The organism is Acinetobacter sp. yr461, from assembly GCF_900110445.1.
In the GTDB taxonomy this organism is placed as follows: domain Bacteria; phylum Pseudomonadota; class Gammaproteobacteria; order Pseudomonadales; family Moraxellaceae; genus Acinetobacter; species Acinetobacter calcoaceticus.
In genome coordinates, this window is sequence record NZ_FODU01000023.1 from 1 (window position 1) to 21,877 (window position 21,877).

Below are 21,877 nucleotides of genomic sequence, written 5' to 3' on the forward strand. Positions count from 1 at the left end.
ATTCCTGCTGACATCGAATTTTTAAAAGGCTTACGCGCACTGTGTGATGAGTTTGGTGCCTTACTTATTTTTGATGAAGTACAAACTGGTGTAGGCCGTACAGGTTCACTTTATGCCTACATGAACACTGGTGTTATTCCAGATGTTCTCACAACTGCAAAAGCACTAGGTGGTGGTTTCCCTGTCGGTGCAATGCTAACAACAGATAAATTTGCTCCGCATTTTTCAGTTGGTACGCACGGTACGACTTATGGTGGTAACCCATTAGCAAGTGCGGTTGCAGGTGCAGTATTTGAATTTATTAATACGCCTGAAGTCCTTGAGGGTGTGAAGCATCGTCATCAGTATTTCCTTGATGCATTGAATACTTTAAATGTTGAACATCAGATTTTTGAAGAAATTCGTGGTCAAGGTTTGCTCATTGGTTGCGTATTAAAAGCTGAGTATGCAGGAAAAGCTAAAGATATTACGACTTGGGCTGGTGAGGAAGGACTACTTGCTTTAATTGCAGGTCCGGATGTCGTTCGTTTTACTCCGTCTCTCATTATTCCTGAACAAGATATTGATGAAGGGATTGCTCGTTTAAAAAGAGCATTGGCAAAATTGGCTAAATAAAAAAAAGGAAGCTAGCCATGATGATTGTCCGTCATGCCGAGTTTCGAGACCTTGAAGATATTTATAAATTAGCAGGTAAGTCGGGTGTAGGCCTGACTTCCTTGCCACAAAATATGGATACACTTTCGGCTCGAATTTCACGTACTCGCAATACTTTAAATGGCAATGTCCATAAAAGTGAACAAGGCTATTTATTTGTTCTTGAAGATACAGAAGCTCAACGTGTTATTGGTTTAAGTGCAATTGAGGTTGCTGTAGGACTCATGGAACCTTGGTACAACTTTCATGTTGGAACACAAGTACACGCTTCAAAAGCATTAAATGTATATAAATCATTACCGACCTTATTTTTAAGTAATGACAGAACAGGTAGTAGTGAACTCTGTACATTATTTTTAGATCCAGAGCGTCGTGAAAACCAAAACGGTAAATTCTTATCAAAAATCCGTTTTATGTTTATCGCTGCCTTTAAGCAATATTTTGAGAAAAAATTAATTGCCGAAATGCGTGGTTTTTCAGACGAAAATGGATGTTCTCCATTTTGGGATGCGATTGGTCACCATTTCTTTAATATGGATTTCTCAACTGCCGACTACTTAAGCGGAATTGGGCAAAAAGTATTTATTGCAGAGCTTATGCCACGTTTTCCGGTCTATGTAGATCTCTTGCCAAAAGATGCGCAAGAGGTGATTGGAAAAATGCATCCACAAACTTTGCCTGCCTATCATGTGCTTGAGTCGGAAGGTTTACGCTATCAAGGATATGTCGATATTTTTGATGCTGGTCCAACGGTTGAAGCCAATATTGATGAATTACGCGCAGTAAAAGAAAGTCAGTTATTAAACGTCAAAATTACAAGTGAAGCTGCGGTCGGTAAGACCCAATATCTCGTTGCCAATGATAATTATCATGACTATCGCGCAATGCTGATGAAGCTTGATCTTGTTGATAACACTATAAATTTAACGCATGAACAAGCTGAAAACCTCGGTGTACAAGAAGGTCATGTTGTTCGTGTGCTATCACTCAATCCAATGGAAGTATCCTGATGTCAAACTCTTTATTTATAAACGGTGTCTGGTTACAAGGCAGCGGCACAACATTTGAAAAAACAAATCCAGTTGATAACCAAACTGTCTGGTCGGGTGCTGAAGCTACTGCTGCTGATGTTGAGCAAGCTTGCCAAGCAGCACGTACTGCATTTCCCGCATGGGCACGTTTACCTTTTGTAGAGCGTGTAGCGATTGTTGAAAAATTTGCAGCTTTGCTTGAAGAAAATAAAAAGCACTTAGCGGAAGTCATTAGCCAAGAAACTAGTAAACCATTTTGGGAAACGTTAACTGAAGTTCAATCAATGATTGGTAAAGTTGCTATTTCAATCCGTGCTTATCACCAGCGTACTGGTGAAAGCTCAACTGAAATGGCTGATGGTGTGGCATCTTTACGCCACCGTCCACATGGTGTGCTTGCAGTTTTCGGTCCATATAACTTTCCGGGCCATTTACCAAATGGACATATTGTTCCTGCATTACTTGCAGGGAATGCTGTGGTATTTAAGCCAAGTGAATTAACGCCTTGGACTGCTGAAGAAACTGTAAAACTTTGGCAGCAAGCTGGTTTGCCAAATGGTGTGATGAACTTAGTGCAAGGTGGTCGTACCACGGGTGAAGCGTTAGCTGCTTCACATGAAATTGACGGTTTATTATTTACTGGAAGTGCGAACACAGGTTATCACCTACATAAACAAATGGCGGGTGCTCCTGAGAAAATTCTTGCGCTTGAAATGGGCGGCAATAATGCATTGATTATTGATGAAATTATCGATATTGATGCTGTGGTTAATCTCACTATTCAATCTGCTTTTGTTTCGGCGGGTCAGCGTTGTACATGTGCACGTCGCATCTTGGTAAAAAATGGTCCAGAAGGCGATGCATTTATTCAACGTTTTGTTGAGGTAGCTAAAAACTTAAAAGTTGGTCGTTGGAACGACGAACAACAACCATTTATGGGTGGCGTTATCTCATCAGTTGCTGCAACAAACATGATGCTTGCTCAGCAAAAATTGCTTGAGCTTGGCGCAAAAAGTTTATTGCCAATGACGCGTCCGCAAGAAGACAGTTCGCTACTTACGCCGGGCATTGTGGATGTAACAGGTGTGACAGATATTCCAGATGAAGAATATTTTGGTCCACTTACGACGATTCAACGTTATGACAACTTTGATGAAGCATTGAAAATTGCAAATGCAACTCGCTTTGGTTTGTCTGTTGGTCTGGTTTCTCCAAAACGTGAATTGTTTGATCAAGTACTTATTGAAGCGCGTGCCGGTATTGTGAACTGGAACAAGCCATTAACAGGTGCTTCAAGTGCTGCGCCATTTGGTGGTGTAGGGGCATCGGGTAACCATCGTGCGAGTGCCTTTTATGCCGCTGATTATTGTGCTTGGCCAATGGCTTCACTTGAAAGTGACAGCTTAACCTTACCAGAAAAATTATCTCCAGGGATTGTGTTGCCTTAAACACTAGGGAAAGAAAAATGAAAGGATATGAAGTAAATTTCGATGGTTTAGTGGGACCAACACATCACTACGCGGGCTTGTCGTTTGGTAATGAAGCATCGACAAAAAACCGTAATAATGCCTCTAATCCAAAATTAGCAGCCAAACAAGGCTTGCTAAAGATGAAAGCCTTAGCTGATTTGGGTATGAAGCAGGGTGTACTTGCTCCGCATGAGCGCCCCCATGTTCCAATGTTACGCCGTTTAGGTTTTACAGGAGATGACATTAGTGTTGTTGCTCAAGCAATGCGTCATTCACCGGAACTCTTATCATCATTAAGTTCCGCTTCGCCAATGTGGACTGCAAATGCGGCAACAGTTTCACCTTCGGCAGATAGCCAAGATGAACGTGTACATTTTACCGCAGCAAACTTAAATAATAAGTTTCACCGTTCGATTGAAGCGGAAACAACAAGCCAAGTTTTGCAAGCGATCTTTAAAAATGAACGTCATTTTGTACACCATGAAGCATTGCCGCAAGTGGCTTTGTTTGGTGATGAAGGTGCAGCGAATCACAATCGTTTAGGTGGTGATTATGCTAAGCGTGGGGTTCAAGTTTTTGTTTACGGTCAACAACATTTAAATAATGGGTTGCCGGGACCAAAACGTTATCCTGCTCGTCAGACTCGTGAAGCAAGCGAAGCAATCGCGCGTTTGCACCGTTTAGATGATGCACATACAGTTTTTGTTCAACAAAATCCGGATGTGATTGATCAAGGCGTTTTTCATAATGATGTGATTGCGGTCAGCAACCAACAGGTTTTATTCCATCATCAACATGCCTTTTTAAATCAAGATCAGGCTTTTGCTGAAATTCGTCAAAAAATGGCAAGCATCGGTGAAGACTTTATCTCGATTGAAGTTCCTGAAAACCGCGTTACCGTTGATGATGCAGTAGCAACATATTTATTTAATAGCCAGATTTTGACTCGCCCAGATGGTGGAATGACCATTGTTGTACCAGAAGAGTCGCGCCAGAATAAGGCAGTGTGGGGTTATTTGAACGATATGGTTCAGATGGGTACACCAATTGATGCTATTCAGGTTTATGACTTACGTGAAAGTATGCGTAATGGCGGTGGGCCAGCATGTTTACGTTTACGCGTAGCTTTAAATGAAACCGAGTTAAATGCTGTAAATCCAAAAGTATTAATGAATGATCAATTGTTTGGCACACTCAATCAATGGGTAGATAAACATTATCGTGATCGTTTAGCTCAAGAAGATTTAGCTGATCCGCATTTATTGATGGAAAGCCGTATGGCACTCGATGAGCTGACCAAAATTCTAGGTTTGGGTTCGGTTTATCCTTTCCAGAAATAATGAGGAGGTGACATGCAAGATTTTCTAGCATTAACCTTACAAGGTGAGCAACCTACAACACGTGAAGAAAAACAAAATAATTTTTCTTGGCGTTGGTTAGGTGAGGGAATTCTTGAATGTACGCCACATGCACAGTACGACAAAGCCGTCGTACTGTCAGCTGGAGTACATGGTAATGAAACAGCACCAATTGAATTGTTATCTCATCTTTGCACAGATTTATTTGCTGGACGCTTAAACCTTGCTGTGAGGTTGCTGTTTGTATTGGGTAATCCATATGCAATGCGTCAAGGTAAGCGTTATGTGCATGATGATGTGAACCGAATGTTTTGTGGTGGATATAAAACTCTGCCCGTGACTGAAGAATCAAAGCGAGCTGAGGTTTTAGAGCAAGTTGTCACGACTTTCTTTCATGAAAGTTTAAACCAAGCAAAACGTTATCACTATGATTTGCACACCGCAATTCGCGCTTCTTTATTGCCAACTTTTGCGTTGTTTCCATATCAAACACATGCTTATGATGCTGATTTGACTGCAAGTCTTGAAGCGGCTGATTTAGATGCTTTGGTGTATCACAATGCGGTAGGTAAAACGTTTACGCATTTTACCAGTGAGAATTTTAAAGCAGCCAGTGCAACTTTAGAGTTGGGCAAAGCTTTGCCATTTGGACAAAATGACTTGAGTCAGTTTGCGGCAATTGATGAAGTCATTCGTCATGTCGTTTCTGAGCAAGCTTTACCAGCACGCAATAAAGCGAAAATTCGAGTGTTTAAAGTATCGGACTCTTTAATTAAAAAAGATGAAGATTTTCAGATGAACTTATCTGCTGAAGCTCCAAATTTTTCAACTTTTACAAAAGGTGAGATTATTGCGACACAACCTTCTGGTGATTATGTTGTTGAGCAAGATCAGGTCTGGATTTTATTTCCAAATCCAAATGTAAAACTCGGTTTACGTGCAGGTTTAGTTTTAACTGAAACGAGCTGAATGATTGATTTTAAATAAATAAAAAAGGGCGATTAATCGCCCTTTTTTGTGCATCACGTATTAGTTAGTACCGAAAAGACCTTTAATCCAAGATTTCTTTTCTGCTTTTTGTGTAGACGCTTGCGCATCTGCATTTACACTTGCATTAATTCCGACAGGAGCAACGTTAACACCAACATTTACACCAGTATTAGCATTGATTGCCGCTGGTTGAGCTGCATTTAACTTTGCCTGGGCATCCGCTTTAGTGTCTGCAACAAACTCTTTTTGCTCAGCTTGATTTTGAGCTACGCGAGTTTTTACAGCATCTACATGCGCTTGAGCATCAGCTTGTTTTTCAGCAGTAAATTCTTTTTGATCAGCTTGTTTTTCTGCAACTTTAGTCTTTACAGCATCAAAACCTGCTTTTGTATCGGCTTTAGCTTCAACTGCTAGGTTTTTAGTGCCATTTGCAGCTTTAGTCGCTACATTTTTAGTACCTGTTACTGCTTCGGTAGCAAAATGTTTAGTACCATTTGCAGCTTTAGTCGCTACATTTTTAGTTCCTGTCGCAGCTTCGGTAGCAAAGTGTTTGGTACCTGTTGCAGCTTCAGTTGCTAAGTGTTTTGTACCATTTGCAGCTTTAGAAGAAAGTTCAGTCACTTTTCCTGTTGTTTTTTTAGTTGCTTTAACTGTAGTGTCAGCAGCGACATGACCAGCATGCTTTGCTGTGTTTCCTACAGTATGCGCAGTATTTTTGACTGTGTTGGCTACGCCACTAACAAGACCGCCTGGTTGTACATTTACTTGGGCAGAAGCACCTGCATTAACGCCCGCACTTTGTGCAAAAATAGAGGCAGAAGCAAGAACACTTGCAGTAACGATAGCTGTTTTCATCATTTTCATTGCGATATCCTTCAAAGAATATACCCTTTTAGTGAGGTATTTCATAAACGCAAACGAATCATAGCTAACGCACTATGGGTTGGGAACTCACTTCATCAAAACGTTACAACAGTGTTACGTTGAGTAAACAGACTAGGGATAAATTGTGAAGATTAATAAAAATTAATAATAAAGTGAAAAAGAATGTTTATTTGTTAGTTATTCTAATTAAGCTGGTCTAATTTTATCTTTTTATTTTCAAAAAATTAAATTTCAAATTTTCTGAAAGTTCCTCTTTTTTCCTCAAGTATTTATATCTTTAATTATGATTTGAGTCTCATTATTTGTTAGTGGAAACGGCATAGTTATTGCTTATTATGAGAATAAGATGCTTTTTAGCACTTTTTTGAACCACCTTCTGCCAGAAATATAAATGTACAGGGCAGAACAACATTTTTGCTTATTCGGGTGTGGATATTTCTACTTCTCTTGTGAGTATATATTTCATTCATTAGATTTTTCACATGAAATATATTTTAAGAAATACCTCTTTATTTCGAATAATCAAAAATAAAAATAGATGTCTATAAACAAAAGAACAGAGATCTTGAATGATGAAAATTATTGCTTCCTTTCTTGTATTGGTCGGCTTGGTCGCCGTTGTTCTCTATTTTAAGCCCACAAGCGGTGCATCTGATGTGTTCAATTCGGCTTTACATGAATCGAATTCGTCACAACCAGACACTTCATCTTTTCTTTCTAAACTTAAGGAGCCTACTCAACCTAAAAATCTATCTCAACATTCAAATCATCCTCAATCGGTGTCAGCTGATACCGTTCCTTTCTATGACACAAAAAGTGATCTTTCTATTCAACCGATTGATCCAGAAAAAGATCCAGCAAATGAAATAAAAGCGAAATAAACAAATTGCTAGTTGAAAAACTACGGAGAAAAATAATGCAAAGTAAAACGTTATTTCTATTAGGCTTAGGTGCGATATTAAGTACAACTGCATCCGCACTTCCTTTAGATTCTAAAGGTGCTAAACAACAGTTAAATCAGGCAGCAAAACAAAAAGTGCTTCAGGGTAAAATTGATTTAGATGCTCTGGTCACTAACGATTCGAATGATTTAATTGTTGAATACAATATTCCTTCGGTGAGCGTGCCTTCTGGTTTAGAACGGCGGAGTTATATTGCAACAAATAAAAAGAATATACAGGCAAGGTTTAACCGTGCTGGCGGTGTACAAGTACTGCGGGACTATAATAATTTACCTTTAGCTTTTTATCGGATTAGTAACCGCGAAGCATTAGTCTCTTTATTAAATGATCCGAATGTTAAAGCGGTTTACCCAAATCGTATTAATCAAACCACGACCAATGAAAGCTTACCTTTAATTAACCAACCACAAGCAAACACTAATGGTTTCACGGGTGAGGGCTCTAGTGTGGCGGTGATTGATACAGGTGTGAACTATCAGCATTCCGATTTTGGTTGTACGGCAGTCAATACACCATCAAGCACATGTCGGGTGGTTTATTCTTTTGATAGTGCACCAGATGATGGAGCACTAGATGATGACGGACATGGCAGTAATGTCTCAGGCATTGTGTCTAAAGTCGCAACTAAAACTAAAATTATTGGTATTGATGTCTTTAGAAAGGTGCGGTCTCAAGGTAAATGGGTCAGTACAGCATACGATAGTGATATTCTTGCGGGGATTAACTGGGCTGTAAACAATGCACAAACTTATAATATTAAAGCGGTTAATTTAAGTCTTGGCGTTCCTGGCGTTAAATATACTTCAGAGTGTAGTGATAGTAGTTATGGAACCGCATTTGCCAATGCGCGTGCTGCTGGCGTCGTGCCGGTTGTAGCTTCAGGTAATGACGCATTTGCAGATGGTATTTCATCTCCTGCATGTGTTGCTGGTGCAGTGAGAGTCGGCGCTGTTTATGACAGTAATATTGGTGGTGTGTCATGGGGGAATCCAGTGAAATGTTCTGACCCAACCACAGCAGCAGATAAGGTAGCATGTTTTAGTAATGGCGGTAGCCTTGTGACTTTATTAGCACCAGGTGCAATGATTACCGCGGGCGGTTACACCATGGGTGGTACGTCTCAAGCAACACCACATGTGGCAGGCGCGATTGCTTTATTACGAGCGAATAGCGTGAGTCCAACCGAAAGTATTGATCAAACGATTAGCCGTTTAAAAACGACAGGTAAGCCAATTACAGATTCGAGAACGGGTTTGGTTTTTCCACGGATTGATTTGCTAACGGCAACAAATGGCTTGATCGCTAACTAAATAGCTTATTTATAATTTTTAAATCAGGTCTAAGAAATTTAAATGGCCATAACTCGTTGCAAAAGAAAGCTTCTGCAACGAGTTTTTTTATGGAAAAGCCTTAATTGCACTTTGCTAAATTAGCTGCATTAAAATTATTTTGGAGTTTTTTGAAGTTATTTTGAATTTCAGGATCTTGAATATTAAAGGTAGTAGAACTCTTAGTCGTAGAGTTGGTTGCTTGATTTAATATACCTGACTCATCAGGGTATTGTAGGGTCGAAGAAGTCGCTGAAATTAGACCTTTATTATTAAATACCCAGTGTTCAGTAACGTGTCCGCCTCCTAAATAACCTGTAAATTCAATCATACAAGCTTGATTATCTTGTTTAATGAGCTTGGCCACATTACCTGTCGTTGATGGATAAGCTTCGATATTGGTGTCTTGCTCTAAAACTTGTGCCTGAGAATAAGAAGAAAGGGGCGTTGAGGTTGCACATGCAGTTAATGCTAAGCAGCATAGTGTTGAAAAGAGAAGTTTTTGACTATTCATAAGGCAGATTCCTAGCTCTTTATAGTAAGTGGTATTTATGTCTAGATTGATATTTGTATTTTATATTAAAGCGCGAATTTATCGCGCTATCCAAAAAATTTAGTTAACCGTAGTGCTAGATTTACTTAACTCACCTTGTTCTATTGGGATGTTTTCACCGTTTCGGCTACTGGTAATATTTTGCTTAGCTTGATCTATTTTTGTTTCAGTAAAAGCTTTTGCTGTATCTGCTTTTTGTTGAACGACTTCTGCCTTTTCAGCAGTAAATTCTTTGGTATTTTTCCACTTTTCACTAATTTTATTTGAGGTCTTTTCAGAAGCACCTTGAATATTGTCTCCTAAATTTTGTATGCCTTTTCCTGTTTTATATAACAGTACACGCCCTAGGCTTGGATTATCACCATAAGGTTGTGTTTTAGGAGCTATTTCATTCACTTGTTGAGGTTGCGTTGTTTCAGCAAATAAGCTTGATGAAGCCAATATAGAGGTCGCAATACATAGAGTTTTTAGGGTTTTCATTTTGGATAAAACCTCCCCGACCAGAATCAAAAGATGAAGTGCTGATCTTACTGATAAAAATACAGCTTGTACTGCAATGAGATAAAACCCATACGATTTGATTACGATAAATCATCATTTCAAATATAATTAAATACCGTATCTAAATTTCTAGAATGATCTGGAGCCTCAAGTGATACAAAACATTGAATTAAAATGGTTATATGACCTGATTGTTCTAGAAAAATACCGAAATTTTACAGTCGCTTCTGATATTAGAAATATTTCTCAGTCTTCGCTGAGTCGTCGTATTCAAGCCTTGGAAAATAGTCTTGGTTTTGAAGTGTTTGATCGAGAAACTTCTCCTTTACAGTTAACGGAGAAGGGTAAGCTTTTTATATTACATGCTAGAAATTTACTGGATGATTTTGAGTTTAATATAGATCAAATTAAAGGTGATAATCATGTGCGAAGTAAAGTCACGATTGCTTCTGCGCATTCTTTAGCGGGATATATTTTTCCCAAAATTTTAGGAAACTTAAAAAACTACCAAGAAAAGATTTTTCATGTTGAAGCAATCAATGTGAATGAAACCGTAGATTCTCTTAAAAATGGTCAATGTGACTTTATTGCATCTTTTTATGATGATGACTTAATGAACCCACAATTTTTGTGCCATAAGTTGTTTTCGGCAAAGCTTTATCTAGTCACGGCTCCAAATCATTTAGGTCGACCTAAATTTTCACTCGAAGATACTTCAATTCCGCTCATGAACTATACCGATGACAGTTACATGGGGAAAAAGGTAAATAAATTTCTACAAGATCATCATTCGGACAAGTTTGAGACAAATTTTGTGTCTTCAATGAGTCTATTACTTAAGGACATGATCAAAGGCGGTTATGGCGTAGGGTGGTTACCCGATTACAGCATTCAAGATGAATTAAAACAAAATCAGTTAAAGATCATGCCAATGAAAGAGTCAGTACTGTCTGTCGATATTTATTTATATCGCAGTAGTGCAAGGCTTAATGCGACTTCTGAAGGATTATGGAATTTTGTGAAGGCAATTGATTGGACCATTGCCTAAATTAATTATGCATAATTTGCATTAAATTTTATTTAATCATGCGGCTGATGCTGTTAATGAGTTCTTATACCACGCAATCGCATTTTTAATGAGTAAATCGGTCGCATCAATAAACAGTTCAGGATTGTCTTGGATACTGTCTTGTAAGATGAGCGGAATTTCAGTACATGCTAATAAGAATTTTATGCTTTTATTTTGTTTATAAAAATGAATAACCTCGCTCATAAGTTGTTTTGATTTTTCGATATTTCCTGCTTTGTATTGATAAATACTTTGCATCACTTTGTGTTGCATCTCAACAGATGGGGTAGAAAAACGAATATTGTTTTGGATGAACTGGCTTTGATAAAGCTGAGTGCTTATGGTGGCAGACGTTGCAAGAATACAAACTTCAGCAATTTGGCTGTCTTGAATAAAATGAACCGCAGATTCAATAATACTAATCATTTTGGTTTGGGTACGTTGCTGTAACTGGTTAAACCAAAAGTGGGCAGTATTGCAGGGAATAATGATGCAGCCGACCTGTGCCGCTTCTAAAATTTTAAGATATTCCGCCATTTTTTCGAGTGGTTTATCATCATGATTGATAATCGATTGTGTTCTATCTGGGATGTCTGGAATAGAAACCGTGATGACAGGAATATGCTCTTGATCGCAATGTGCTGGCGTATTTTTAATAATTTTATCCATGGCATCAATTGTGGCTTGTGGACCCATACCACCTAAAATTCCAATTGCTTTATTCATGTTGAATGACTCAAAAAATACGTTATGTACTTAGCATCTGCTTCTTTTGAGTGATGCCGTTGCAAAAAGCGGATGGGTCATGCAGTTTATGTTTTTATAATTAATTTTTAAATAATATTAAGATTTTGTTTTATATAAATAAAATTAAAATATTTAAAATGTCGTGATGTGTTTTATGCATCATTATTTTATGTAAAGCATAGGGTTTTACATGGGAGATTTTATTTGAATGCAAAGTTAGGCTATAAATTCTGACTTAATCAATTCTAAAAACATATCTCTCGCTTTGTGGTTACTCACATTCTTATGCCAGAAAAACTGGTTTTGCATAAAGGCAAGATGTTCAAATTTATAGCCTCGAATATTGGTTAAATTTTTATATTGCTCAAAAAGACTCTTTGGCACTAAAGACACACCGGAGCCTGCACTCACGCAACCAATAATAGTGGCATAACTGGTAATGCTGGTAATTGGAAGTGAGATATTTTTGAGCTTAAGCCATTCTTCAAGTGCAGCGCGGTAAGGGCAACCTTCAGTCCACATAAAAATTTCTTTACCAATCAGGTCTTCTTGGCAGTGGATTTCACCGAAAGATCCTGGGGCAATTAAAATAATTTCTTCTTGATAAATACCGAGTTTATTCAGCATAGGAAACTCAATATTACCAGCGACAATCGCACCATCGAGTTTATGCTGAGAAATATCAACTAATAGTTGTTTCCACGTACCTGTAATAATTTGAATGGCAACATCAGGGTAGCGTTGATGATATTTCGCGAGTAAGTTAGGTAAACGGGTTGTGGCAGAAGATTCAATAGCGCCAATTTTTAGTGGGCCAGACGGCGGTGCATCAGGGTGAATACTTCGTTTTGCTTCATCACAAAGCGCTAAAATTTTTTGGCAGTAATTAAGAAAGATTTCTCCAGATGGGGTGAGCTTTAAACTTTTCCCTTCCCGATAAAACAGAGGTGCGCCGAGTTCTTCTTCAAGTTGTTTAATGCGTGCCGTGATGTTAGATGGAACGCAATGCAACTGCAAAGACGCCTTGGTCATCGTGCCGCATTCAACCACGGTTTGGAACATTTTTAACTGAGCGATATCCATGTTTTATCATTCACTTTTAATGAATATTAGGCTCAATATAAGTTAATTTTATTCAACTATCCATGCGCATATGATGAAAGAGTTCCATTTCATTAGCGTAGATTTAACATGGCAATTTCACTTGCTGCCGAAACACAGCCTCCGGCAATTAAGCTTTATTTGTGTATTGCTATTACCGTCTTTTGTTGGGGTTATTCACCTATTGGTGTACACAGTGCGTTGCATTCATATACACCGCAGCATATTGCCTTGCTTCGCTTTTTGATTGCATCTGTTTTCTTACTACTTTTGGTCATGAAAAAAGGAATTCAGCCTTTAAAGTGGAAAGATGTTCCTGCGCTTGGGGTGTTAGGATTCTTCTCTGTGACCTTGCATCACTTGCTTATAAATACGGGGCAGCAATATGTTAGTGCGGTTGCATCTAGCATTTTAAGTCAATCTATTCCGCTATTTACCTTTATAGTTTCAACTTTGATTTTTAAAGAGCAAATCCGTTTCAAACAGTGGTTGTGTATTTTATTAGGTCTTTGTGGCGCCGTTTTAGTGGTTAGTGGTGATCGAGGCTTTGGTGTGCCGAGCCCTTATAGTTTGTTGATTGTTTTGGCGGCAATTGCATGGGCGATTTACTTTAATTTATATAAAAAATTTGCCTTAAATTATGATGCGTTGAGCATGATGTGCTACATCATATGGCTCGGAACCATTCCTTTACTGTTCTATAGCGCTCATTTAACTAGTGAAATTTTACATGCCACTTGGCAAGCCAATATGTCGGTTGTGTTGTTGGGAATTTTCCCAAGTGCGATGGCTTATGTGCTTTGGGGATATGTACTTAAAAATATGCCGTTAACGATTGCATCGAATTTTTTGTATTGCTCGCCGATTGTCGCAATGAGTTTGGCAGTTGTTTTCTTAAATGGAAAACCATCAATGATTGTGCTGTTAGGTGGTGTGATTATTGTAGGGAGTTTGGTATGGATGAATTGGGGGAATCGGCGTACTATCGAATAAGCTATGGATAATTAAACTATCTGTAAATTTAATGCTATGTCATGTGCTACTTCCTTTAAGAGAATGAAATGATTGTTGTTACCTTGACCTATAAAAAACCATTAGCCGAAGTTGATGCTGTACTGAAAGAGCATATTGCATTTTTAGACCATTACTATGAGCAGAAGAGGTTTTTAGCATCGGGGCGTCGAGAAAATAGGATAGGTGGAGTGATTTTAGTTTTAAGCTCTTCGATTCAAGAAGCTGAAGAAATCATGAAAAATGATCCGTTTTATATTCATGACGTGGCTGATTATGATTTTATGTGGTTTGAGCCATCGAAAAGTTTAGAAGAAATTAAAGAGTTTGTTTAATTTAAACAACTAAAATAATAAAGGGATCTATAAAAGATCCCTTTATTTAATAATGAGCTAATTAACCCTGCAACACACTCACATCAGCGATAGCAGTAAACAAGTTACGTAACTGAGCCAATAAACGTAAACGGTTTGCCTTCAGGTCGGCATCATCTGCCATTACCATGACACCATCAAAGAATGCATCAATCGGGGCGCGAAGTGCTGCAAGCTTAGAAAGAGCAGCCGTGTAGTCTTTTGCCGCAAGTAATGGCTCAACAACTGGAGTAACTGCTTGAAGCTCAGCAAATAATGCTTTTTCAGCATCTTCAACTAAGTTAGCTTCGACTACTGAACCTTCTGGCGCTGCTTCTTTTGCAAGAATGTTAGCAACACGCTTGTTTGCAGCAGCAAGTGCAGCAGCTTCAGGCAGAGCGCGGAAGTGGTTTACAGCATTTACACGCTTGTCAAAATCAAGTGGAGATTTTGGTGCAAGCGCTTGAACGGCTTGAAGCACATCAACAGCAACGCCTTGGTCTTCATACTTGGCACGGTAACGGCCTTCCAAGAACGCAACAGCATCAGCACGAGTTTTGTCGTGATCTTTCACGATGTCGCCATAACCTTGAAGTGCAAGATTTACCAGTTCTTCAATAGTTACGTCCAATTCATTTTCAATGATTAAACGTAAGATACCAATTGCTGAACGACGAAGAGCAAACGGGTCTTTAGAACCTGTAGGCGCTTGTCCAATACCGAAAATACCAACCAGCGTATCTAAACGGTCAGCAAGGGCAATCGTTGTACCTGTTTTGGTTTTTGGTAAAACGTCACCCGCGAATTTTGGTAAATATTGTTCGCCTAAAGCTTCTGAAACTTCAGTGTTTTCGCCTTCAATACGCGCGTAGTAAGTACCCGCAATACCTTGAAGTTCTGGGAACTCACCTACCAGTTCTGAAGTTAAGTCGCATTTAGCAAGTAATGCAGCTTTTTCAGCGTCGGCTGGGTTTGCACCAGTGATTGCAGATAATGCGACAGCAAGTTTTGCAATACGTGTTGATTTGTCCCAAAGCGTACCAAGTTGTGCTTGGAATACCATGTTTGCTAGTTTTTCTTTACGAGATCCAAGCGGTTGCTTTTGATCTTGTAAGAAGAAGAATTCAGCATCAGACAAACGAGGACGAACAACTTTTTCATTACCTTCAATAATTTGAATCGGATCTTTAGACTCAATATTTGAAACAGTAATGAAGTACGGCTGTAATTTACCTTCGCTATTGATCAAGCAGAAATACTTCTGGTTGTCTTGCATTGTCGTAATAAGTGCTTCTTGAGGAACAGCAAGGAAGCGCTCTTCAAAATTAGCACGAAGGGCAACTGGCCATTCAACGAGGCTTGTTACTTCATCAAGTAAGTCAGCTGGAACAATTGCAGTTGCATTAACTTCATCAGCTAACTTTTTCACTTGTTCTTGAATGGTTGCTTGACGTTTTTCAAAGTTTGCAACAACGTAAGCTTTTTCTAAAGCAGCTAAGTAGTCATTTGCATGCGCTAAAGTCACAGCTTCAGGTGCATGGAAACGGTGACCATAAGTCACATTACCAGCTTTATGATCTTGAATAGTCGCATCAACAATTTGGTCATCTTTAAGTAAGAGAACCCATTTTACTGGACGTACAAATTCAGTACGGCTTGCAGCAGAACGCATACGCTTAGCAATTGGTAAATTGTCTAGCGCAGTTTGTAAAATCTGTGGAAGTAAAGCATCAAGGCTTTGACCTTTTACATCTTTTAAATAGCAAACTTTTTCAACTTTACCTGCTTGGAAAGTAGAAAGCTGATCAACAGTAATACCTTGACCACGCATGAAGCCTTCGAGTGCTTTAGTCGGTTTACCTTCTGCATCGTAAGCCGCTTGAACAGCAGGGCCATCAAAACGTTTTTGTGTATCAGCTTGAGCAGCATCGATATCAACAATTTTAAGCGCTAAACGACGTGGAGCTGCATAAGCTTCAATTGATGCGAAGTTTAAGCCCGCATCTTTTAAGCCTTTTACCGTTTCTGCCTGTAATGCATCACGTAAGTTTTTTAAGCTTTTTGGTGGAAGTTCTTCACAGCCAAGTTCGAATAAAACAGTATGTTTGCTCATTAGTTTTTCTCCGCCTTTGCTGCTTCACTTTCAGCTTGTGCTTTTAGCTGTGCCAATACTTCATCACGTAAGTGTGGTTCTGCCATTGGGAAGCCAAGCTCTGCACGTGCTTGTACATAACTTTGTGCAATTGCACGCGCCAAAGTACGTACACGTAAAATGTAACGTTGACGCTCAGTCACAGAAATTGCACCACGTGCATCAAGCAAGTTAAAGGTATGAGACGCTTTAACCACTTGCTCATAAGCAGGAAGAGAAAGTTTTGCTTCAATTAAACGGTTTGCTTCTGATTCGTAAAAATCAAACAGTTCAAATAGTTTTTCAACTGGAGCGTATTCAAAGTTATAAGTCGATTGTTCAACTTCATTTTGATGGAATACATCGCCGTAAGTTACAGTTCCAAATTGGCCTTTAGTCCAAACAAGGTCATAAACCGAGTCAACACCTTGAAGGTACATCGCAAGACGTTCTAAACCGTAAGTGATTTCGCCTGTTACTGGGTAACATTCAACGCCACCCACTTGCTGGAAGTAAGTGAACTGAGTCACTTCCATACCGTTAAGCCAAACTTCCCAACCTAAGCCCCAAGCACCAAGTGTTGGAGATTCCCAGTTGTCTTCTACGAAACGGATATCGTGAGTAAGCGTATCAATCCCGATTGCTTTTAAAGAATCAAGATAAAGCTGTTGGATGTTGTCTGGGTTTGGCTTAAGCACCACTTGGAATTGGTAGTAGTGTTGCAAACGGTTCGGGTTTTCACCATAGCGACCATCTTTTGGACGACGTGATGGTTGAACGTATGCAGCATTCCAAGTCTCAGGCCCTAAAGCACGTAAGAATGTTGCGGTGTGGAATGTTCCAGCGCCCATTTCCATGTCGTAAGGTTGTAGTACGACGCAGCCTTGTTCGGCCCAATAGTTTTGTAGGGCAAGAATTAAGCCCTGAAATGTATCAATGTGCGAGATGGCGCGACTCATGTAGCATCCACGAATTTATGAGAAAAATTGCCCCTAAGTATAAGGATTTTGTGGTGGAGTGGCAAAGGCTAGTTTCTATACCTATAAAAAATTATTGGCTGTCATTTAGCTGGGATTTTCCTGCATGTTTTGCTTTTAATCGAGGTTGAAATGATGCAAAAAACCAAAAAATGAGGCTAAGAATAAAACTTACAGTGAATGTAGAGGTTGAGATCAAAGTACGTCCAACAGTTGGGAATACATAATCAAATATTGGTAAATTATGAGAAATATTTTCATAGATCGCTAAGAAGAAATAAATCAAGCTAAATGATACATGTGCACCTAACCACATTAATGGAAAGATAAAGCGGTTTTTAGTAATGAGTACTTGGCATATCCAAAGTAATAATGGGAATAAGATAATATAATAAGTACCAACAAAGATTCCAATAATATAGAGGAGATCAAGTGCAAACTTGCTAGTAAGTACGGACAATAAAATTAAGAGGCTGATCGGAATAAGAGGGGTAATAATAAGAGCAATTTTAGGTTGGTATTCGATATTTGGCGTTGTTGGATTCATCATAATCATAGTAGGTTATGTTTTTTTAAATTCTAAAATGATCTGCTGATAATGTCTATGAGCCATTAAAACAAGATGATTATCTTTTGTATTTAATACATCTTTTGATAGGATGATTTCTCATAATTTAAATTAGATTATTTTAGAATGAATTTGAAAAAATATTATTTTGGAATTTTAATATTATTTTTAGGCTTTGTTGGTTTTTACTATTTAAAGAATAATTGGATTTATTATTCAGCTAAATATAACTACAATTTCAATAAGTTAAATGCAGATGAGCTGAATAATTATGCTGCATTATTATATTATAAAAATAGAAATGATTGGATTCAAAGTGAAGAGGGTGATGAGGCCACTGAAGCAAAAAAAGCCTTAGAAATTGAAAAGCTCTTTCAACAAGCAGCTGAACAAGGGAGTGCTTTAGCTAAATTGAATTTGACTACGCTTTATTATCGGAAAGAAGACTTAAGTGCTTTTGTACCTAAGATGTTCAAACTCTCTGAAGAGGCAGCGCAAGCAGGCAATGCTGATGCTCAGTTCAGGGTGGGTACGTTTTATCATCTAGGTTATGGTGTAGATACAGACTATAAAAAAGCAATGTATTGGTATACAAAAGCTGCTGAGCAGGATAATCCAGCAGGAATGAATAATATAGGGGTTCTTTATCAACAAGGCTTAGGGGTAACAGAAAATGGTAAGGTTTCAACAGAGTGGTATATTAAAGCCGCCAATCTTGGTTATGCAGATGGTCAAGAAAATATGTTTCAAAATTATTATTCTGGGTTAAATGGTCTACCTAAGGATAAAGAGGAAGCAATGAAATGGCGTGATATGTGCTCTTACCGTACAGAGGAGATACCAATACAACCAGTTTATAATATTGATCTTAAAGTTGATGAAACCTATCCGAACACCTGTAAAAATCAGTAAAGCTTTAAATTGCCACTATACGGAATGATTGGGACTATTTCATAAATAAAAGAAATGAATAGTTTTCTATTGCTGAAGAAAGTTCAACTTATAAAGATTTTATATTCAATTAGCAGAGCGTTCATTCAATGTTGATGTTCTGCTCTTTAGTCTTATTATCTTTATAGTTATACCAAGTCAATAATGCCCAAAAATTAAAAGCTGTAATTAGTGTAGAGATCCCAATCCAACTAAAAATAAGCTCGGAAAAAAAGGTCTTAAAGGATAAGTTAGCAAGCGTATTAAAGATGAGGAGTATACCTAGTGCTGTTAAAAATATTGTTATGAAATTTAGAAGCTTGAATTTATTTAGTAATATAGATGTTGCTATAAGGAATGGTAAAAAGAAGAGATATATAATGAATAAATAAGTAAGCATAGAACTCATTGAAGCTAAAATAATGAGCACTGGTATAGGAGCGAACAATAGACTCTTTATTATGTCTAAATACCGATAGGCAACCGTTACAGAATTTTTGTTATATTGAAGCATATTAAAAATTATAGAATCGAGAATAAATTATGCTGAAATTTTGCTGCAAACTCATTGTTTTATCCAGTCTTTTTTGTAGTCCATGGCTATACGCACAAACTGACACTGATGAGCAAGATGAATATAACCAATGTGTTGATCAGACGATTAAAGAAATGCAGCTTGAAAGCATTAATAACATGGTCGTGCATAGTTGTTCTGAACAAGCTAAAAAGACTTATGAAGAAAAAATTGTTGCTCTCATTGATCAAATACGTGCACAAAGCGAAGAATACAAACAGCCAGAACGTTACCAAGATATTTTAAAGTCTCAGAGACTTTGGAAAGCTTATGTAGATCAGGAATGTAGTAATGCAGGCTCATACATTGGCTCGCCGATGTATTCGTATTGCCCCATGCAAGAGTATGCAGCGCGTGTAAAACAACTAGAAGAATACGTTAACTAAGGCGGATTATTTAAACGTCATCTCATGACGCTTAGCGTACTTCACTAGATTAAATTTAAGAATGCAAAATGATATTTTTTAAACGATGCCATAAATGAGTCGTTTGATATGTCTGATCGCATTCGAGAAAAACTACAAATTCTTGCAGATGCTGCTAAATATGATGTGTCTTGTTCATCAAGTGGCAGTGACCGTAAAAACAAAGATAAAGGTTTGGGGGATGCCAGTCATTCAGGTATTTGCCATAGCTATACCGAAGATGGCCGCTGTGTATCTCTCTTAAAAATTCTGTTTAGCAACGTATGTATTTTTGACTGCGCTTATTGTGTTTCACGTCGTTCTAATGATGTACAACGCGCAGCATTTACGGTGCAAGAGGTCGTAGACTTAACTATTAATTTTTACCGTCGTAATTATATCGAGGGCTTATTTTTAAGCTCAGGCATTTTTAAATCGGCCGACCATACAATGGAGCGTATGCTCCAAGTTGTAAAAAAGTTACGCCTTGAAGAAAACTTTAATGGCTATATTCACCTAAAAACCATTCCGGGTGCATCACCTGAACTGATTCATGAAGCAGGTTTATATGCTGACCGTATGAGTATTAATTTAGAGATACCGACCGAAATTGGGTTAAAGACTTTTGCACCGGAAAAATCACATCAAGAAGTACAAAAAGATTTAGGTTTGGTTCGTGACAGACTTATTCAGCTTAAAGACGAACGTCAAATTATTAAGCATGTGCCGAAATATGTACCAGCAGGGCAGACCACCCAAATGGTGGTGGGTGCTCATCAAGAGTCAGACCAAGATGTCTTGTTTATGGCGGATAAACACTACAAAGAATTTAAGCTCAAACGAGTCTATTTTTCGGGTTATATTCCAATTAATACCGAAAATAATTACTTGCCAGCAGTCGGTTCTGCACCGCCGTTACTTCGGGAAAATCGACTCTATCAGAGTGATTGGTTGATGCGTTTTTATGGCTTTCAGGTCAATGAAATCGTCAATGAAAAACACCCAAATTTGGATCTTGATGTAGACCCGAAATTAGGCTGGGCTTTAAGGCATCCAGAGCAATTTCCAGTAGATTTAAATCATGCCGATTATCAAATGATTTTGCGTGTACCAGGGATTGGGGTGAAATCGGCCAAGAAAATTGTACAGGCTCGCCGTTTTGGAAAAATTCATACCGATTTACTTAAAAAGTTAGGTGTTGCCTACCAGCGTGCAAAATTCTTTATTCGCTGTGAAGACAGTCCAAAGTTTCAAAAGGAATTATCTTCAAGTTTTATTCGGCAGCAGATTTTAACGCAGGGTTCATCGAAATATGTACAGCAGCTTTCGCCACAATTAAGCCTTGGGTTTTAGCCATGTTTAATGATGAGGTAGCTTACTATTTTGATGGCTCAATGGTCGGACTACTCAGTTGTGTATTTCGCGCATTTCAATTCAAAGAATTACAGGTCAGACTCTGTTTGAATGATGCGGCTCAACATGGTTTATTTGCCGATAAAATTGAGGTTTCAAATAACGAGCTACATGCCGAACGTGTGTGGTCCGCGCTGCAAAAAAAGCTTTCTTCGTCTTCTTTAAGGCAATTTTATTTTACTTATTTATCTGAGTCTTTAGATGCCTATCAGCATTTATTTAATTACTGTATTTACGTTTTTACTAGTCACTCCTCGATAGAAAAAGATTATTCGCACCCAAGTGTTTTAGCAATTTCGCAGTGGACGAAAAAGGTCGGGCGAGAGAAGCATCGGATGGAAGCTTTTATTCGTTTTAAGAAAACCAAAGATGAGCTTTTTTTAAGTTTGGTACGTCCCGATTTTAATGTTTTACCGCTCATTCAGCCGCATTTTAAACGGCGTTATCAAGATCAGCGTTGGCTCATTTATGATGAGAAACGTAAGTTTGGACTTTATTATGATTTAAGGGAAATACATGAAGTTTCACTCGAAGCACCCGACATTGACCGTAATTTAAATAACGGAATGAGCCAAAGCTTTCAGCTGGAGTTAGATGAGCAAGAAGTCTTATATGACCAGCTTTGGAAAGATTATTTTAAGAGTGTGAACATTACGGAACGTCAGAATATAAAACTTCATGTGCAATATTTGCCGAAACGTTATTGGCGCTATTTAAATGAAAAACTAATTGAATATTAAAGTTTTAAAATAACAAAAGATAATTCAACAGAGTTTCTTATCTTTGAAAGATATAATTTAAATGCACTTTATGTGGCTTTGGGCGTATACTTTTGCCCGTTATAAATAACGGCATATCCCCAAAGGTG

Annotated in this window: 22 protein-coding genes; 14 read left to right on the forward strand and 8 right to left on the reverse strand. The window is 38.2% G+C overall.

Annotation, left to right across the window (positions count from 1 at the left end):
• The 5 genes from BMW38_RS18125 to astE all read left to right on the forward strand — a co-directional run.
• On the forward strand, positions 1-615 hold a 615-nt coding region (locus BMW38_RS18125; RefSeq protein ID WP_139193553.1), incomplete at its 5' end, for an aminotransferase class III-fold pyridoxal phosphate-dependent enzyme.
• A 17-nt stretch (positions 616-632) separates the two neighbouring features.
• Positions 633-1,664: an arginine N-succinyltransferase gene (gene astA, locus BMW38_RS18130; RefSeq protein ID WP_003653733.1), complete on the forward strand. Its 1,032-nt coding sequence runs from the start codon at positions 633-635 to the stop codon at positions 1,662-1,664.
• Positions 1,664-3,133, forward strand: coding sequence for a succinylglutamate-semialdehyde dehydrogenase (astD, locus tag BMW38_RS18135; RefSeq protein ID WP_092710699.1), 1,470 nt, complete (start codon positions 1,664-1,666; stop codon positions 3,131-3,133). Before astA ends, astD begins: the two co-directional genes overlap by 1 nt.
• 17 nt (positions 3,134-3,150) lie before the next feature.
• Positions 3,151-4,494 carry an N-succinylarginine dihydrolase gene (gene astB / locus BMW38_RS18140; RefSeq protein ID WP_003653731.1) on the forward strand — a complete coding sequence of 448 codons (1,344 nt, stop codon included), beginning with the start codon at positions 3,151-3,153 and terminating at the stop codon, positions 4,492-4,494.
• A 12-nt stretch (positions 4,495-4,506) separates the two neighbouring features.
• Positions 4,507-5,481, forward strand: a complete 975-nt coding sequence (astE, locus tag BMW38_RS18145) for a succinylglutamate desuccinylase (protein WP_092710702.1) — start codon at positions 4,507-4,509, stop codon at positions 5,479-5,481.
• A 60-nt stretch (positions 5,482-5,541) separates the two neighbouring features.
• Here astE and BMW38_RS18150 read toward each other — a convergent pair whose 3' ends face one another.
• Positions 5,542-6,366 carry a hypothetical protein gene (locus BMW38_RS18150; RefSeq protein WP_092710705.1) on the reverse strand — a complete coding sequence of 275 codons (825 nt, stop codon included), beginning with the start codon at positions 6,364-6,366 and terminating at the stop codon, positions 5,542-5,544.
• 593 nt (positions 6,367-6,959) lie between these two features.
• On the opposite strand from BMW38_RS18150, the gene BMW38_RS18155 reads away from it, so the two are divergent.
• Together BMW38_RS18155 and BMW38_RS18160 are read left to right on the forward strand one after the other, a co-directional pair.
• Entirely contained in the window at positions 6,960-7,268 is a 309-nt protein-coding gene (locus tag BMW38_RS18155; protein WP_092710768.1) for a hypothetical protein, read from the forward strand.
• 35 nt (positions 7,269-7,303) lie between these two features.
• Entirely contained in the window at positions 7,304-8,659 is a 1,356-nt protein-coding gene (locus BMW38_RS18160; protein WP_092710708.1) for a S8 family peptidase, read from the forward strand.
• Positions 8,660-8,759: 100 nt separating this feature from the next.
• Here BMW38_RS18160 and BMW38_RS18165 read toward each other — a convergent pair whose 3' ends face one another.
• Together BMW38_RS18165 and BMW38_RS18170 are read right to left on the reverse strand one after the other, a co-directional pair.
• The gene (locus BMW38_RS18165) at positions 8,760-9,191 is read right to left on the reverse strand and encodes a hypothetical protein (RefSeq protein ID WP_092710711.1); all 432 of its coding nucleotides are present in this window, start codon (positions 9,189-9,191) and stop codon (positions 8,760-8,762) included.
• A 99-nt stretch (positions 9,192-9,290) separates the two neighbouring features.
• Positions 9,291-9,710, reverse strand: coding sequence for a hypothetical protein (locus tag BMW38_RS18170; protein WP_003653724.1), 420 nt, complete (start codon positions 9,708-9,710; stop codon positions 9,291-9,293).
• Positions 9,711-9,882: 172 nt separating this feature from the next.
• Here BMW38_RS18170 and BMW38_RS18175 point away from each other — a divergent pair, with 172 nt between their 5' ends.
• Positions 9,883-10,779 carry a LysR substrate-binding domain-containing protein gene (locus BMW38_RS18175; RefSeq protein ID WP_092710714.1) on the forward strand — a complete coding sequence of 299 codons (897 nt, stop codon included), beginning with the start codon at positions 9,883-9,885 and terminating at the stop codon, positions 10,777-10,779.
• 36 nt (positions 10,780-10,815) lie between these two features.
• On the opposite strand, the gene BMW38_RS18180 is transcribed toward BMW38_RS18175, so the two are convergent.
• Entirely contained in the window at positions 10,816-11,526 is a 711-nt protein-coding gene (locus BMW38_RS18180; protein WP_092710718.1) for an aspartate/glutamate racemase family protein, read from the reverse strand.
• Positions 11,527-11,763: 237 nt separating this feature from the next.
• Positions 11,764-12,630, reverse strand: a complete 867-nt coding sequence (locus tag BMW38_RS18185) for a LysR family transcriptional regulator (RefSeq protein ID WP_092710721.1) — start codon at positions 12,628-12,630, stop codon at positions 11,764-11,766.
• A 108-nt stretch (positions 12,631-12,738) separates the two neighbouring features.
• Here BMW38_RS18185 and BMW38_RS18190 point away from each other — a divergent pair, with 108 nt between their 5' ends.
• Positions 12,739-13,641 (forward strand): DMT family transporter, encoded by a 903-nt coding sequence (locus BMW38_RS18190; protein WP_092710724.1) that lies wholly within the window; start codon positions 12,739-12,741, stop codon positions 13,639-13,641.
• A gap of 68 nt (positions 13,642-13,709) precedes the next feature.
• Positions 13,710-13,994, forward strand: coding sequence for a YciI family protein (locus BMW38_RS18195; RefSeq protein ID WP_092710727.1), 285 nt, complete (start codon positions 13,710-13,712; stop codon positions 13,992-13,994).
• Positions 13,995-14,055: 61 nt separating this feature from the next.
• Here the strand turns inward: BMW38_RS18195 and glyS are convergent, their stop codons facing one another.
• From glyS to BMW38_RS18210, 3 genes are all read right to left on the reverse strand, one after another.
• Positions 14,056-16,125, reverse strand: coding sequence for a glycine--tRNA ligase subunit beta (gene glyS / locus BMW38_RS18200; RefSeq protein ID WP_092710730.1), 2,070 nt, complete (start codon positions 16,123-16,125; stop codon positions 14,056-14,058).
• On the reverse strand, positions 16,125-17,102 hold the full coding sequence (glyQ, locus tag BMW38_RS18205) for a glycine--tRNA ligase subunit alpha (RefSeq protein ID WP_002044989.1): 978 nt from the start codon (positions 17,100-17,102) through the stop codon (positions 16,125-16,127). Before glyQ ends, glyS begins: the two co-directional genes overlap by 1 nt.
• Positions 17,103-17,193: 91 nt before the next feature.
• A complete protein-coding gene (locus BMW38_RS18210; RefSeq protein WP_092710733.1) occupies positions 17,194-17,676 on the reverse strand; it encodes a hypothetical protein in 483 nt (160 codons plus the stop codon).
• Between the two features lie 138 nt (positions 17,677-17,814).
• Here BMW38_RS18210 and BMW38_RS18215 point away from each other — a divergent pair, with 138 nt between their 5' ends.
• The 4 genes from BMW38_RS18215 to BMW38_RS18235 all read left to right on the forward strand — a co-directional run bounded on the left by BMW38_RS18215 (position 17,815) and on the right by BMW38_RS18235 (position 21,749).
• Positions 17,815-18,600: a tetratricopeptide repeat protein gene (locus BMW38_RS18215; RefSeq protein ID WP_092710736.1), complete on the forward strand. Its 786-nt coding sequence runs from the start codon at positions 17,815-17,817 to the stop codon at positions 18,598-18,600.
• A gap of 561 nt (positions 18,601-19,161) precedes the next feature.
• Complete coding sequence (locus BMW38_RS18225) at positions 19,162-19,578, forward strand: lysozyme inhibitor LprI family protein (protein ID WP_092710739.1); 417 nt, start codon at positions 19,162-19,164, stop codon at positions 19,576-19,578.
• Between the two features lie 108 nt (positions 19,579-19,686).
• Complete coding sequence (locus BMW38_RS18230) at positions 19,687-20,949, forward strand: putative DNA modification/repair radical SAM protein (protein ID WP_092710742.1); 1,263 nt, start codon at positions 19,687-19,689, stop codon at positions 20,947-20,949.
• A gap of 2 nt (positions 20,950-20,951) precedes the next feature.
• Positions 20,952-21,749 (forward strand): TIGR03915 family putative DNA repair protein, encoded by a 798-nt coding sequence (locus BMW38_RS18235; protein WP_092710745.1) that lies wholly within the window; start codon positions 20,952-20,954, stop codon positions 21,747-21,749.
• Positions 21,750-21,877: the final 128 nt, after the last annotated feature.